Origin of the sequence: Streptomyces sp. NPDC057136, from assembly GCF_042670885.1 — a bacterium.
Classification (GTDB): Bacteria; Actinomycetota; Actinomycetes; order Streptomycetales; family Streptomycetaceae; genus Streptomyces.
The window spans coordinates 133258-147695 of sequence record NZ_JBHUUV010000004.1; the positions used below are offsets into that span (position 1 = coordinate 133258).

The following is a 14438-nucleotide window of genomic DNA, read 5'->3' on the forward strand; positions in this document are numbered from 1 at the left end:
GGCGCTCAGGACGGAACCGCTCAGGTGAGTCCTCGTCTCCCAGGCCCGACTTCTCCCAGGCCCGACCGCTCCGGCTTGACCTTGACACTAATGTCAACCATGCACGGTAGGGTCATGACTCACGCACAACAGACATCCGAACCCGCTGTGCGGTCGGAGCGTCTCCCCCTCAGCGGCCTGCTCGCCCTCGCGGCCGCGGGGTTCATCACGATCATGCTCGAAACGATGCCGGCGGGGATTCTGCCCGCGATCAGCGGCGATCTCGGAATTTCGGAGTCGGCCGCGGGCCAGACGGTGACCGTGTTCGCCCTCGGCTCCATAGCCGGCGCCATCCCGCTGATCAGCGCGACGACGGGGTGGCCGCGTCGGCGGCTCCTGGTCCTCGCGCTCGCCGGGTACGTGCTGACGAGCATCCTCACCAGCCTCTCCGAGAACTTCACGCTGACGCTGGCGGTCCGATTCGTCGCGGGACTGTTCGCGGGGACGCTCTGGGCACTCGTCGCCGGATACGCCCGGCGCATGGTCGCACCGCACCAGCAGGGCAAGGCCCTGACCCTCGCGATGGCCGGTACACCTGTCGCACTCGCGATCGGCACGCCCGCCGGAACACTGATCGCCGGCCTGATCGGCTGGCGCTACACGTTCGGCGTCATGGCCCTGCTCTGCGCACTCGTCCTTACCTGGGTGCTCACTGCCGTGCCGGACTTCCCGGGACAGGCCAGGGGCGAGCGCACGCCCCTCACACGCGTCTTCGCCATTCCCGGAGTGGTCCCGGTCGTCGTCGTCACCCTTCTCTACGTCATGGCACACAACGTGCTCTACACCTACATCGCGTCGTTCCTCGCACCCGTGGGCCTGGAGGACGACGTCAGCGCCGTGCTGCTCGTCTTCGGTATCGCGTCGCTGGCCAGTATCTGGATCACAGGCGTCTACATCGACCGGCACCTGCGACTGCTCGTGATCAGCAGCACCACCCTCTTCGCGCTGGCCGTACTGGCACTCGGCCTGCTGACCACTCTGCCCGCGGCCGTGTTCGCCGCCACCGCTCTGTGGGGGCTCGCATTCGGCGGGGCCGCGAGCCTGCTGCAGACGGCCGTCGCCAACGCGGCCGGACCCGCCGCGGAGACCGTCCAGTCCGTCATGGTGACCGGCTGGAACGTGGGAATCGCAGGTGGAGGCATCGTAGGTGGACTGTTGCTCGGCGGATTCGGAACCTCGTCCCTCGCGTGGGGCACCCTCACGCTCCTCCTCGTCGCGCTCGGCATGACGCTCCACGGACGGCGCCACGCGTTCCCCGCCCGGCAGGGATAGACCGCCGCTGTCCGGGCCGTCCGAGGCGCTGCCCGGTCCGTTCGTTCGCCGACTGGGCGGTCTGACATGCTCGTTGGCATGATCTTTCGCACCGCCACCCGCCGGGATCTGCCCGCCGTCGTCGCCCTTCTGTCGGACGAGGACTCCGTGGTCGATCCGCGGACCGTCGACGTCGACGAGGCATACACGCGCGCGTTCGAAGCCGTGGACGCGGACGCGCGCAACGAGATCGTCGTCATCGACGAGGGCGACGGTACGGTCCTCGGCTGTCTCCAGCTGACGTACATCCCGGGCCTGGGGCGCCACGGTCAGGAGCGTGCGCTCATCGAGGCCGTACGCGTGCGTGCGGACCGGCGCGGGGCCGGACTCGGCCGGAGGTTGCTGACGTCGGCCATCGACCGGGCGCGCGGGCGCGGGTGCACCTTGGTACAGCTCACCAGCAACAAGCGGCGCGAGGAGGCCCACCGGCTCTACGGCTCGCTCGGGTTCGCGCGCAGCCACGACGGGTTCAAGCTGACGCTGTAGTCGTCGGGTAGCGTCCCCCGGCCGCCGGGCGGGCGGCACGGGTTCTTGCGGGCGTGTGATGCCCGGAAGGACCCGTGCGGCCGCACCGGAGCGCCTCGCTCAGACCTGAGCGTCTTCCGGAATGCTGACCAGCCAGCGGGTCTCCCTGCGGGGCCGCAGATACAGGGCCCAGTAGAGCGTGGCGACCGCCGTGATCCCACCGGTCCACAGCAGGTACTCGGTCTCCTGCTGTACGAGGATGTAACCGAGCACCGCGATGAGCAGCACGGGAATCGCGGGCCACAGCGGCATCCGCCAGGCCTGCGTCTCCCGGTGCGAGCCGCGGCGGCAGAGGAGCGCGGCGACAGCGACGAGCAGGTACATGCCAGTGACCGAGACACCGGTGACGCCGTACAACGTATCGAGGTTGACGAAGCACAGTGCGGCGCCGGGGACGCCGACGACCAGCGTCGCCACCCACGGCGAACCGAAGCCGCCGAGGCGGGACAGGGCCTTGTTGACCGGCTCCGGCCACGCCTTGTCACGGGCCGACGCGAACAGGACCCGCGAGTTCTGGATGACCATGACGATGCCCGCGTTGACGATCGCGAGGGCGACGCAGAGGCTCACGAACGTACCGACGGCCGAGTTGGACCACGCGGCGACCATGCTGTTGAGGTCGCCCGAGGCCAGGGCGGCAAGGTCGGGGGCACCCATCGTGATGGCGACGACCGGGACGAGGATGACGGCCGTCGAAATGGCGAGCGTGGCGAGCACGGTGTGGGCCACGTTGCGGCGAGGGTTCTCCAACTCCTCGGAGAGATAGACGGCCGTCGAGAAGCCCTGGGTGATGAAGAGCGCGATCGCCAGCCCGGAGATCACCATCACGGCGGTGACCGTGGACGTCGTACCGCCTTCCGCGACGACCGAGCCCTGTACGAGTGCGGAGGGGCCGCGCTCCGCATGGGCGAACCCGAGGACGGCGACGATGCCCGCCGCGATCACTTCGAGCACGAGGAAGATCCCGGTGATCCACGCGTTGGCGCGCAGATCGAGAAGGCCCGCGAGGGTGGCGAGGAGCATGACTCCGGCGCCCGCGAGGGGGGCGGGCACGTCCACGAGAGGGGCGAGATAGTCGGCTGTGCCCATGGCGATGACCGGAGGCACGATCATGACGACGAGCAGTGACAGGACGAAGACGAGCCACCCCGCCAGCCGTCCGGCCATCGTCGACACCATCGCGTACTCACCGCCCGCGCTCGGAATGAGCGTACCCAACTCCGAGTAACAGAAGGCGACTCCGATACAGAGGAGAGAGCCGATGGCGATGGTGAGTGCGGTGAAGGTGCCGAGGGTGGAGAACAGATCCGGCACGACGACGAAGAGGGTCGAGGCGGGTGTGACGCAGGAGAGCGTGAGCAGTGTCCCGCCCACGACGCCGATGGAGCGCTTGAGCTTCTGCGGCGTGGGTCGGGTCGCGGGCGCGAGCGCCTGGGGGGCGCTGAGCGTGTCGGTCATTCTGCGGTTCCGATCAACAGGTGCGGAGTCTGAGCGCGGGAGCGGTATCGCCTCCAGACGAGCGGGTGGTGAGTGGTTCCGTCGCTCCCGGCGGCGTCATGCAATCCGTATGTCTTCCGCAGGTCAAGAGCAGTACATCTTCGGAATTCGTTGTCGGGTGCCTTCATTCCTGCTGTTTTCGATGCGATCGGCCCCTCGTTCAACGGAATCGCCGGGTGCGGGAACCGCAGCAGACATCAATGGAAAGTTTCGGCCAAGTCCGGATTCCGGATGGTCGGGTCGCCCGACGCTCGTGGTCTGTACCCTCCGAGCGCCCTGGCCGGTCACGTGCAACTCCGGCCGCACGGACACCTGCCGTAAGCGGCTTCACAAATTCTTCACGTAGCGGGCCGCGGTGTGTCAGGGTTCGCGCATGACAGATCAAGGCAGACGCAAGCTCGGTGCTCTCGTCGGAGTTTGTCTCGCAGGGGGCCTGCTGCCCGGCGTCACCCTCGGACCGGAGGGCGTGGACGTGATGTACTCAATTGCCGTCGCCTTCCTCGCCGTTGCACTCATCACCCAGCTCGTGTTCATCGGGCCCTCGGCGCGCGTGGGGGCCCCGGTCCTCCTGGCCTTCGGGGCCGCCGGCGTCGTTCAGGACGCCCTTATCTGGTGGCTGCTCTCCTGGCTCGGCGAAGCGGCGGGCGCGGAACTTCGCGTCGAAGGAATCGCCACGATTCTGCTCGCCGCGTTGATCACCCGCGTCTCGATTCTCGTCGCATCGCAGCTCGCTCCGTCGCAGGGTGACGGGGAGCCCGCCACCAGCTGAGATCCCCCGGAGCGGCCCGACTCCGAAGGATCTCGGGCACTGGTTCCCGCCCCTCGCCGTGGTGGCCTGGCTGTCCCGGCGATCCGGGGGTTAGAGTCTGCAGGCGCGGCAAGATTCCGATTCGTGGAACTGTCGCTGCACCGGCGCCGGAACCTCGTCGCTGGACCAGCCCTGCAATCTGCTCGGGCTGCGTCCTCTCACCGCTACCGCCATGTACTGGAGACTCGATGTCTTATGCCTCGCCCCGTCAGGCGCAGCGCCGCGTGGACGACATTCCTGCCGATGGGCAGGCGCTGAACGGCCCCGGCCTCGACGAGGGGCAGCCGAAGCCGCAGTACGCGGGTCTGTTCATGGAACCGAACCTCCCGCCGGTCGCCGACGAACCCGAGTGACCGTACCCGGGGGACGGGAGGGCTCCGCGGTACGCGGAGGATGAGCGGTGGCTGCGCTTCGTGCGTGGCCCCGGGGGGTCTCGCCCGGAGTCGGGCCCCGGAGTTAGGCTCCGGGTGGATCACCATTACCTGTGAAGAGGGGGCTCCGCGGCATGAGCGGGACTGTGGCAGCGGTCAGTAGCAACGGCGAGTATTCGTTCACCAAGCCGAACCGGGACAGCATCACCCTGCTGACCGGACTCGGCGTGGAGGGCGACATCCACGCGGGTGTGACGGTCAAGCACCGCTCACGCGTCGCGCAGGACCCCACTCAGCCGAATCTGCGCCAGGTCCACCTCATCCACGAGGAACTCTTCACGGAGCTCCGCGAGGCCGGCTTCTCGGTCGTGCCCGGGGAGCTGGGCGAGAACGTCACCACCCGTGGCCTCGACCTGCTCGGCCTGCCCGTCGGTGCCCGGCTGTGCTTCGGCGACGACGCGGTCCTGGAAGTCACCGGCCTCCGCAACCCGTGCCTGCAGATCGACAACTTCCAGGACGGGCTGCTGAAGCAGGTCGTGGGCCGGGACGCGGCGGGGAGCGTCGTACGGAAGGCCGGAATCATGAGCATCGTGCTGGAGGGCGGCGTGGTGCGTCCCGGCGACACCATCACGGTGGAGCTCCCCGCCGAGCCGCACCGGCCGCTCGAACGGGTCTGACAGCGGGTCTACGCGAAAGGGCCCGACGCGGGTCTACGCGGAGGCTGTGGCCGGCGCTGGAGTGGTCCGCGCCGACCAGACGGGGCGGCATGACACGCACGCTCAATGTCCTGGCAGGGGTGGCAGGAGTCGAACCTGCGGCATCCGGTTTTGGAGACCGGCGCTCTGGCCTCTGAGCTACACCCCTTTGGTGTTGATCACCCTGGCACGCCCGGCCGTACCGGCCAACTGAATTTCGTGTGGCGACCGGAGAGATTTCCGGGTGAAGTCGGCCTCCGTACGGTCAGCGAGCCAGACCCTGCGATTCCCTACCCCGACAGGGTGAGGCGCGGTGCGGCGGCGTTGCGCATACTCGGCACCATGAACAAGCACGGGCACCTCGCCGACTTCCTCCAGGCACGCCGAGGCCAACTGCGCCCCGAGGACGTCGGGTTGCAGACCTACGGCGAGCGGCGCCGGGTGCCGGGACTGCGGCGGGAGGAACTCGCGATGCTCGCAGGCATCAGCGCGCCGTACTACGCCCGTCTGGAGCAGGGGCAGTCACGGAACGCCTCGCGAGAAGTGCTCGACGCCCTGGCAAGCGCCCTGCGACTGGATGAATCCGAGCGTGCCCATCTGCACGCACTCGCCCGTGCGCCGAAACGGGGCAGAGCCGCGACCCGGCCGCCCGCCGAACGCATCACCCCGGCGACCAGCGCGCTGCTGGCCGCCATCGAGGGCACACCCGCCATCGTCCTCGGCCGCCGCAGCGACGTCCTGGCGTGGAACAGCCAGGGACACGGACTCTTCGCAGGCCATCTCGACCCGGACAGCCCCAACACACCCGGCGAGCGGCCCAACATGGCCAGGCTGGTGTTCCTCGACGCGCACACGCGCGACCTCTACGCCGACTGGCCCGCGAAGGCCAGGGCCGTGGTCGGCAACCTGCGCCTGACCGCCGGCCTGTACCCGGACGATCCACTGCTGGCCGGTCTCATCGGTGAACTGACCATGCGCAGTCAGGAGTTCGCCACGATGTGGGCCGATCACAGAATCCTGGCCTGCGATGTCGCCGACTACGAAATGCGCCACCCCTTGGTCGGAACGCTGACAGTCACCCAGCAGACGCTCCAGAGCCCGCAAGGAAACGGCCCGGCCCTGGTGGTGGCCACGGCAGCCCCCGGCTCCCCTTCGGCGACCGCCTTGACGCTGCTCGCGCACGGCACTGCGCCGCGGGCAACAACCCATCCACGCCAGGACGCCGCAACCCGCACCACCTGACAACACGATCGCGCCCTTCGAGGCGCTGCTCGACCCTCAACTCTCGACCGTCGGCGCCGCGCCGCGGCTGCCGCATGCCCGAAAACAGTGAAGGAACCATGTCCAAGCCAAGCAGCAAGATCATCAAGACGGTCGCTCTGGTGGCCGCAGCAGCCATGGCAACGGCGCTGCCGGCCAACGCGACCCCGACGGCCAACGCGACATCGGCTGCAGGGCCGCTGACGGATGTGCGGATCGCCACCCACTTCGACCTGTCGGCAGGCCAGCTCCCGGAGAACATCGCCCTGTTGCGCGACGGCACGGCCCTCGTCACCTTCGCCGCCGGCCGCCAGGTGGCTCACGTGACCCCCTGGGGCGCCACGCGCATCAAGGCGACGCTTCCCGCACCCGCCGACGGCGGAGTCCACACACCCGTCCTGGGCTTCCCCCTGGCCACTGGCATCGTCCATGCCCCGGACGGCACCGTGTACGTGCTGTACGCGACCGGCACGGCGGACCTGACGGGGCTGTGGCGTCTGCTCCCCGGGAAGGCGCCGCAACGCATCGCCGCACTGCCCGCGGACGGCATGCCCAACGGACTGGCGTTGGACCGGCACAGCGGACAGCTCTACATCACCGACTCGGTGCTGGGGACGGTGTGGACCGTCCCCACGTCCGGCGGCACACCCACCGCGTGGTCCACCGCTCCGGAGCTGGCCTCGACGGGCTTCCTCGGGGCCAACGGCGCGAAGGTGCACGGCGGCGCGCTGTGGGTGACCAATCTAGACAAGGGCACACTCCTGCGCATTCCGATCCGCCCCGGAAACCGTGCGGGAGTGCCGCAGCTCAAGGCATCAGGCATGACCGGCATCGACGATTTCGCCTTCACGGGGCGGGGCAACGAGGTCCTCGCCGCCCTCAACGCCCCCAATAAGATCGTGCGCATCCAGTCGGACGGCACCACCACCACCGTCCTCGACACCGACGACGGACTTCAGAACCCCACCTCGGTCGCGTTGCGCGGCAAGGAGGTGTACGTACTCAGCGCCGCGTACACCACGGCCACGGACCCCAACCTGCTGCGCGCGCGCCTGCAGGGTCACCGGTAACCACCTTTAGGGCGGGACTGGTTGACACCGCTGTCGGAGTGAGTCAGCCCAAACCCGCCGCCCATCCCTTCAGCGCGGCGAAATCGTCGACGACGAGGCCGCGCCGCGGGTCGATCCGGTGCAGGAGGGCGGGGCCGTCATGGTGAGCCCGGACCCAGGCGTGATCCGACTCCGTGATCTCGTCGTCGACCCACGCGAAGGCGCGGCCTTTCGCCCACGCGACGATCTCCGGCGTCTTCCAGAACACACCGCCCTCGGGCTCGTGTCGTGTCGAGGCCCAGGAAATGAAAGGCAGGTTCGGCAGGCCCAGGGCCGGCGCGACGTATGTGTTGGCCTCTTCCTCCCAGGTCGTCGCCCAGACCAGGTCGAAGGGAAGCGCGCCGAGCGCCGGGCCGTGGTGCGGGTTGAGCCACACACGCAGGGGCTTCACCGCCTTGTTCGGCAGCCCCCACTCGGTCAGCCGACGCCGCTCGCCGGCCTCCCAGCGAGGCGTCACCAGTCGGTGCGTCTCGTAGCCCTCGGGCCGGCGAGACGGCTTTGCGGCATACGGATTGAGCGGCCCGTCCACATCGACCAGCAGGATTGGGCGCACCATTGACCCCCTTGATTCCGGCCCGCACGATACCGGGCCTCCGGCGGGATCTCCCAGCGGAATTCACGGGCCGGCTGCCGGCTTCGCGCGGGCCGTTGCTCAGGCGGCGACGACTCGGCACCCGGTTCAGCGGGGTCTGCCCCGTTCGGGCATCATGCCGTCACATGATCACCATTCATCTGAAGTACGAGATCGACCCCGACCGCATCGAGGACTTCGAGGAGTACGGCCGCCGATGGGTCACCCTCGTCAACCGGTTCGGGGGTACCCACCATGGATACTTCCTGCCCAGCGAGGGTGACAGCGACATCGCGTACGCGCTGTTCTCGTTCCCCGGTTTCGCGGAGTACGAGCGGTACCGGGCGGACAGCGTCACCGACCCCGAGTGCCAGGCCGCGTTCGAGCTGGCTCGCCGGACGCAGTGCATCCGGCGCTACGAGCGCCGCTTCCTGCGGCCCCTCGACCAGGGGAGTGCGGACGCCTCGTCCCAGTGAGCGGCCGTCCCTCGCACCGAGGGGGTGGAAGCCGAACCCAAATTGGTCACACCCGTATGATCCCCGGCCGCACGTCGTGCCCCTCACGCCGGGGCTTGCTTCTCCGGCGCCGGCGCCAACCGCGACCGCTGCCCGACCGGTCAGAGCTGTCGTGCGCGGTACAGGTCTCGCATCAGGGCGATCTCGGCCCCGTGGTGCAGGACTTCCTGGTTGACCCACCACACGATGTCGAGGAACGGCTCCTCCGCATCACTGCCGTGCGGGTAGGTGCAGTATCCGACGGTGTCGAGCGCGGTGTCGTCGACGCTCAGCAGTGCGTCCCGCCAGGCCGTGGCGCCGGCAGTGAAGGCGGCGACGGCGCCTGCCACGTCACCACTGATGCGGTAGTCGTTCCGTGTGAGGGTGCGGCCGCCGGCTGTGTGCTCCGCGCGGAGAGTCAGCATCTCGCTCAGGTGGCTCAGGCGCCACGCGAGGGTGGTGAAGGGCGGCGGCCAGGGGTGCGGGTAGGACGCGGCGTCGCGCCCCCAGTCACCGGCTCCGGCCAGGAGGGTCGCGCGTGCTCCCGGGCCGTCCGCACGCCGCCGGACGGACCAGCAGTCCGGCACCGGCTCCCAGAAATACTCCTCGTCGGTGAGGGGGCCAACCTTCGTTTCCGAACCGTCGCCGCTGTCCATCACAGGTCCGGTCAGGCGTCCGGTCAGGCGCTCGCAGGCAAAGTCGAACTGCTGCAACAACGGGTCCAGGCGAGGTGGTGTCACTGACGCTCCATGGTGAGCTGGTGGGAGTTCGCGGAGGGGGAGGGGCCGCTGACAATCCGCCACCCTCGCACAGCGGTCTGCGTCCCGGCCTCCCATTTTCCGGTGAGGGTCGCCCCGCGCCTTCAGTCGCGCCAGCGGTCGCGCAGCAGCCAGGTCAGCCGTTCAGCGAGATGGTGACGCCACAGCCATATCGGGAGCCGACGATGGGCGACGTAGGACCACAGATCGTCGTCGGCTTCGTTGCCCCGGGGCTGGGACCGCAGCAGTTCCAGGCAGCGGCGGTCGACGGTGCGGTGCAGCCGCGCGACATGGGCGAGTGCGACACGGCCCTGACGACGCTGCTCGGCGTCCGCCGACTCCAGCGCCCGGGCAACCCTGGGCAGGATCGCGTGCGCGTCGGGATGGTTGAGCGCGAGACCGATCACTGCCACGCCTACCAGATCCTCCCCCCGGTCGAAAGCTGCGTCGATCTCTTCCGGGCGGTCGGTTCCCAGCAGGGCGGAACTGTTCTGCCAGTTCATACCCTCCCCGGAGGCTGCACGGCCGAGGAGGAACTCGTCCCGCCCCGCAGCCAGCGCATCAAGTACGTCGGCCTCCTCGCCGTCGGCGCGGGAACAGGACCAGTTCAGTGCCAGATAGTCCCAGATCCGACGGGCATCATCCTGGCTTTCGGCAAGCTCACGGCACACGACGCCGAGCTCGGGCGCGGACGGTTCCAGCGCTTCGAACCGGGCGAACTCCCCGGCCCGCTCTCTCAGGTCGCATCGACGCAGAAAGGCGAGGCGTACGGCATCCTCGGCGCTCAGCCGGCCGGTCACGTACCCCCAGCCGACTTCTGCCGGCTCCAGTGCCACGGCGTACCGGACGAACTCGGCCGGTACAGGGAAGGGGGTGGTGTGAGGTTCGGCAGGTGGCATGGGCCGAGCCTACCGAGCGGCTCCGGCCGGACGGCAGGGCCTCTTTGCCACGCCGACGCCTCGAGCGCGCTCGAGGAAGTACGGGGTGGCGCAGCTCACTGTCGGCGGGGGAGAGGTCCTGGAACAACCCTGGATGGTCGACCGTTTATCTGTATGTGGGTACGGAGGGGACAGTGTCCCCGGGCCTCACCTATAGCCCATGGGGAAGATCGTTCGGCTGAAGCCCCATGGAGCCCCTCGCCGAGTGGCGACAGCCCTCCGAGCCCACACCCTTTACCGCCCCGGCTGGCCTCCCCCGACCAGTCGGGGCTTTTACGTCCGGCAACGCACCACCGTCTGCCGGCGGCGCGTGCCGCGCCGACGAGTAGCCCGAAGGCGTACGCCCACGGGCCAATAGCCCGCCAGGACGTCCGCATCTACGATCAGGCCATGCTCGTCATGTCACGTCCACCGTTGCCGGGGGGTGCACTGCGCAGTGCGGGAGTGGCCCTGAGCTGGTGCGGAGCCATCGCGTACCCCTGGATTCTGTACGTCACCATGCGTGACAGCCGCGAGGGTTTCTCCGCCTTCCTGCTACTGCTGGCGGTTGCTCTCACAGCATTGACCGCGAGCCGGCTGCGGCACACACCGCTGCCGGCTCTCGCGGTGCTGCTGGCCGGCGGTCTGGCCGGGGCAGCGGCGAGGAGTATGACGGAGCTCGGCCTTCTCCAGGTGCTGATCGGTGACCTCGGCGTCGGCTACATCGCGGCCACACGCCCGCGCAGGACCTCGCTCGCCGCCGCCGCCATGGCTCTTGGTGCCCAAGCGGTGTTCGCGCTCCACCTTCGGGCGGGGACGGGGCCGCACGTGGAGACCCTCGCGCTCGTTGTCCTCGCACTCGCCGCCGCGTGGACGGCCGGTGACTCGGCCCGGGAGCGCCGCGAACACACGGAGGCGCTGCACTCCCAGGCCACCGCCCAGGCCGTCACAGCCGAACGGCTCCGGATCGCACGTGAACTGCACGACATGATCGCGCACAGCGTCGGCGTCATCGCCATTCAGGCGGGAGTGGGAAGGCGCGTCATCGACACGCAGCCGGACGAGGCCCGCAACGCGCTCGCTGCCATCGAGGCCACCAGCAAGGAGACCCTTGCCGGTCTGGGGCGGACGCTGGGCGCGCTCCGTCACGCGGATAGCGATTCCGCGCCGGGCGCAGCGCCGCGTGAACCGACGCCCGGCCTGGACGGCCTGGAGCGCCTGGTCGCATCGGGGAGTGTCACCGGCATCCGTGTGGACCTGCGATGGCGCGGGGAACGGCGAACGCTGCCGGCCGACATCGAGCTGGCCGCCTACCGCATCATTCAGGAATCGCTCACCAACGTCGTACGCCACGCGGGCACCTCCGACTGCCACGTCACCGTCGACTACCGTCGCGGCGAACTGTCCGTCGAGGTCGAGGACCGGGGGCGTGGCGGCCTCGTCACGGGTACGGATGGCGTCACCGGCTACGGCATTGTCGGCATGCGCGAGCGGGTCGCTCTACTGCGGGGCCAGTTCACCGCCGGGCCGCGCCCCGAAGGCGGCTTCCGCGTAGCGGCGCGGCTTCCCCTGCCCGAACGACTTCCTCTGCCCGAAGGAGCCCACCTGTCATGACGATCCACGTCGTGCTCGCCGACGATCAGCCGCTCGTGCGTTCCGGCCTGCGCGTGCTGATGGCCGACACCGACGACATCCATGTCGTAGGAGAGGCCGCGACAGGCGCCGAGGCACTCCAACTGGTCCGGGACGTCCACCCCGACGTGGTGCTGATGGATATCCGTATGCCCGGCATCGACGGCATCGAGGCCACCCGGATGATCACGGCCGACGTCACGACGACCCGGGTCCTGATCCTCACCACGTTCGACGACGACGACTACGTGTACGCGGCTCTGCGCTCCGGTGCGAGCGGATTCCTCGTCAAGAACATGGACCTGGACGACATCCTCGCAGCGGTACGGGTGGTCGCCGCCGGGGACGCTCTGATCGCGCCGAGTGTCACCCGCCGCCTGATCGAGGAATTCGCCGCACGTCCCGAGCCCATTCCCCGGCGAGCGGTCGAGGGCATCACGGAGCGGGAGCGCGAGGTACTGACGCTGATCGGACGCGGCATGTCCAACAGTGAGATCGCAGCCCAGCTCTGCATCAGTGTCTCCACGGCCAAGGCCCATGTGGCCCGCCTGCTGTCCAAACTCGACGCCCGGGACCGGGTCCATCTCGTCATCCTCGCCTACGAGACGGGGATGGTGACACGGTCAGGGTGAACGCCGTGACCCACGCACCTGCCACCCGACGGGTTGTCCCCGGCCACCTGGTTCATCGAGCCGGTCCTGGCCTTCAGCGTCGCCGCTCTGAGCTGCGCTCCTTGATCCTTGCGTACCGGTCAGCTCTCCCACGCCCCTGGGAGGCAGCGGTCCGTGCATAGTCGGTGAAGTCGCGCGGCGGGCGGCCCAGCGCCTTCTCCACGTCGTTGGTGACCGAGTTCAGGGCTCCCGACCGGACGTGGGCGTACAGACCGATCGTCAACTTCACCCACACCTCGGGCACACCGTAGGCGAGTTGCTCGGCGGTGTACGCCTCGGTGGTCAGCGGGGTGTACTGGATGTCGCGGCCGGTCGCCCGGGCGATGTCCGCGACCGCGTCGGCGGATCACGTTGGCCGCCGACCTGCTGCAAGAGCCCTGCGCGACGCTCGGAGCCGTGGCCGGACGGCGTCCCGAGCCACGGGGTGTCCCCGTCAGGTTCCTCGCACCGGCCAGGGCGCGCAGACCGGCCTGGGCACGCCTTTTCGCGGCAGACCCGGCTTACGAGCACAGGGAGAAGCTGGCGGCCTGCCCGGACCTCCCTGCCGACGTGGTGGAGATCCTTGCCACGGATCAGGACGTACGAGTCGTCGCGGAGCTCGCGCTGTGGACCACGCCGCACGTGGCCGCCGGACTCGCGGGGCACCCGCATGCGGAGGTGCGCCGCGCGGTAGCGGCCAACGAGTCGACGCCACCGGCCGTACTGGCGGCGCTGATCACCGGCAAGGGACTGCGCCCCGCTCAGCGATGCCTGGTCTGCGACCGCGAAGAGACGCCTTTCGCGCACGATCCGCAGTGCCCGCGGCTCGACTGCGATCTGCGGCCGGGCGCCTCCTGCGACGGCTCCCACGAATCCACCCTGCACGACATGCAGCGCGCCGCACTGCAGAACCCGGCCACCCCCACCGAAGCCGTCATCCGCTTCGCCGACCATCCGTCACTGCTGCTGCAATGGGCGCTCGCCGCACGCCCCGACCTGCCCCCGGATGTGTGCCGACGGCTCGCCGTGGAGCCCCGTCCCGGAGTGCGGGCCGACCTGGCCGAGAATCCCGCGATCGACGACGCCCTGCTCCGTATGCTGGCCGGCGATCCTGACCACGAGGTGCGGCGCAGGCTGGCACACAACCCACACGTGCCGCTGGACGTACTGACGCACCTTGCTCACGCCACCAGGATCGGCGCCACCCTGCTGCCGCGTATCGCCGCCGCAACCCCCGCCGAGGTCGAGGAGCTGGCCCACTCGCCCAACCCCGCCGCGCGCATGCTGCTCGCCCAACGGCGCGATCTGCCGGCCGAGATCCGCGATGCGCTGGTCACCGACCCCGATGCGAAAGTGCTCAAGTCCATCGCTCCGCACCCGGGCCTGTCGGACGCCCAGCTGCGCGGCATGGTCGACCGGCACGGAATCCGGGTCGTCGCCAAGGCGGCAACCAACCCCGACGCGACCCCGGCGCTGCTCGAGGACCTGACTCGGCACGAACCACCGGTGCAGAAGGTGTTTCGCGAGATTGCCCGGCATCGCCAGGCGACGGCCACGGCTCTGCTCGCTTGCCTGCCGGTCCAACAGGCGAGGCCCCTGGCCGCCGGGCACCCGGCACTGCCACCAACGGTTGTCGCGGAGCTGCTCACGGACCCCGACTGGCAGGTGGTGGAAGCTGCGGCTGCCAACCCCTCGCTGCCGCGTTCAGTGATGTCGGCTCTGGTGCCACAGCTTCGTTTTGCCGAAGCGGCAACGAGACTCGCCCCACCCGAGCCGTCCCCCGCATGATCAAGGCACAGTC

The 14438-nt window shown here is 69.4% G+C and carries 16 protein-coding genes and 1 tRNA gene; 11 read left to right on the forward strand and 6 right to left on the reverse strand.

From position 1 onward, the window contains the following. Window positions 1-114: 114 nt before the first annotated feature. Together ACFT7S_RS06860 and ACFT7S_RS06865 are read left to right on the forward strand one after the other, a co-directional pair. Entirely contained in the window at window positions 115-1311 is a 1197-nt protein-coding gene (locus ACFT7S_RS06860) for an MFS transporter (RefSeq protein ID WP_382727984.1), read from the forward strand. Window positions 1312-1389: 78 nt separating this feature from the next. Continuing rightward, the gene (locus tag ACFT7S_RS06865) at window positions 1390-1836 is read left to right on the forward strand and encodes a GNAT family N-acetyltransferase (RefSeq protein WP_382727987.1); all 447 of its coding nucleotides are present in this window, start codon (window positions 1390-1392) and stop codon (window positions 1834-1836) included. 99 nt (window positions 1837-1935) lie between these two features. Here ACFT7S_RS06865 and ACFT7S_RS06870 read toward each other — a convergent pair whose 3' ends face one another. Further along, the gene (locus tag ACFT7S_RS06870) at window positions 1936-3333 is read right to left on the reverse strand and encodes an APC family permease (protein ID WP_382727990.1); all 1398 of its coding nucleotides are present in this window, start codon (window positions 3331-3333) and stop codon (window positions 1936-1938) included. Window positions 3334-3745: 412 nt separating this feature from the next. On the opposite strand from ACFT7S_RS06870, the gene ACFT7S_RS06875 reads away from it, so the two are divergent. From ACFT7S_RS06875 to ACFT7S_RS06885, 3 genes are all read left to right on the forward strand, one after another. After that, the gene (locus ACFT7S_RS06875; protein ID WP_382727993.1) at window positions 3746-4141 is read left to right on the forward strand and encodes a hypothetical protein; all 396 of its coding nucleotides are present in this window, start codon (window positions 3746-3748) and stop codon (window positions 4139-4141) included. Between the two features lie 227 nt (window positions 4142-4368). Beyond that, window positions 4369-4533, forward strand: a complete 165-nt coding sequence (locus ACFT7S_RS06880) for a hypothetical protein (RefSeq protein ID WP_382727996.1) — start codon at window positions 4369-4371, stop codon at window positions 4531-4533. Window positions 4534-4685: 152 nt separating this feature from the next. Next, a complete protein-coding gene (locus ACFT7S_RS06885) occupies window positions 4686-5228 on the forward strand; it encodes an MOSC domain-containing protein (protein ID WP_382727999.1) in 543 nt (180 codons plus the stop codon). Between the two features lie 111 nt (window positions 5229-5339). On the opposite strand, the gene ACFT7S_RS06890 is transcribed toward ACFT7S_RS06885, so the two are convergent. After that, window positions 5340-5415 (reverse strand) — tRNA-Trp (locus ACFT7S_RS06890). Window positions 5416-5588: 173 nt separating this feature from the next. Between ACFT7S_RS06890 and ACFT7S_RS06895 the strand changes: the two genes are divergently transcribed. Together ACFT7S_RS06895 and ACFT7S_RS06900 are read left to right on the forward strand one after the other, a co-directional pair. Next, on the forward strand, window positions 5589-6488 hold the full coding sequence (locus tag ACFT7S_RS06895; RefSeq protein WP_382728002.1) for a helix-turn-helix domain-containing protein: 900 nt from the start codon (window positions 5589-5591) through the stop codon (window positions 6486-6488). A gap of 98 nt (window positions 6489-6586) precedes the next feature. After that, window positions 6587-7576, forward strand: coding sequence for a hypothetical protein (locus tag ACFT7S_RS06900; protein ID WP_382728004.1), 990 nt, complete (start codon window positions 6587-6589; stop codon window positions 7574-7576). A 43-nt stretch (window positions 7577-7619) separates the two neighbouring features. Here the strand turns inward: ACFT7S_RS06900 and ACFT7S_RS06905 are convergent, their stop codons facing one another. Next, window positions 7620-8171 (reverse strand): hypothetical protein, encoded by a 552-nt coding sequence (locus ACFT7S_RS06905; RefSeq protein WP_382728007.1) that lies wholly within the window; start codon window positions 8169-8171, stop codon window positions 7620-7622. A gap of 161 nt (window positions 8172-8332) precedes the next feature. On the opposite strand from ACFT7S_RS06905, the gene ACFT7S_RS06910 reads away from it, so the two are divergent. Next, entirely contained in the window at window positions 8333-8662 is a 330-nt protein-coding gene (locus ACFT7S_RS06910) for an NIPSNAP family protein (RefSeq protein ID WP_382728009.1), read from the forward strand. 140 nt (window positions 8663-8802) lie between these two features. Here ACFT7S_RS06910 and ACFT7S_RS06915 read toward each other — a convergent pair whose 3' ends face one another. Together ACFT7S_RS06915 and ACFT7S_RS06920 are read right to left on the reverse strand one after the other, a co-directional pair. Next, window positions 8803-9420, reverse strand: a complete 618-nt coding sequence (locus ACFT7S_RS06915) for a DinB family protein (protein ID WP_382728012.1) — start codon at window positions 9418-9420, stop codon at window positions 8803-8805. A 122-nt stretch (window positions 9421-9542) separates the two neighbouring features. Next, entirely contained in the window at window positions 9543-10337 is a 795-nt protein-coding gene (locus ACFT7S_RS06920; protein WP_382728014.1) for a hypothetical protein, read from the reverse strand. Window positions 10338-10766: 429 nt separating this feature from the next. Between ACFT7S_RS06920 and ACFT7S_RS06925 the strand changes: the two genes are divergently transcribed. Both ACFT7S_RS06925 and ACFT7S_RS06930 read left to right on the forward strand, forming a co-directional pair. Next, entirely contained in the window at window positions 10767-11969 is a 1203-nt protein-coding gene (locus ACFT7S_RS06925) for a sensor histidine kinase (RefSeq protein ID WP_382728017.1), read from the forward strand. Next, window positions 11966-12619 carry a response regulator gene (locus tag ACFT7S_RS06930; protein WP_382728020.1) on the forward strand — a complete coding sequence of 218 codons (654 nt, stop codon included), beginning with the start codon at window positions 11966-11968 and terminating at the stop codon, window positions 12617-12619. The genes ACFT7S_RS06925 and ACFT7S_RS06930 overlap by 4 nt, the downstream gene beginning before the upstream one ends. 73 nt (window positions 12620-12692) lie before the next feature. Here the strand turns inward: ACFT7S_RS06930 and ACFT7S_RS06935 are convergent, their stop codons facing one another. Further along, window positions 12693-12887, reverse strand: a complete 195-nt coding sequence (locus ACFT7S_RS06935) for a hypothetical protein (RefSeq protein WP_382728023.1) — start codon at window positions 12885-12887, stop codon at window positions 12693-12695. Between the two features lie 167 nt (window positions 12888-13054). Between ACFT7S_RS06935 and ACFT7S_RS06940 the strand changes: the two genes are divergently transcribed. Continuing rightward, a complete protein-coding gene (locus tag ACFT7S_RS06940; RefSeq protein ID WP_382728026.1) occupies window positions 13055-14425 on the forward strand; it encodes a hypothetical protein in 1371 nt (456 codons plus the stop codon). Window positions 14426-14438: the final 13 nt, after the last annotated feature.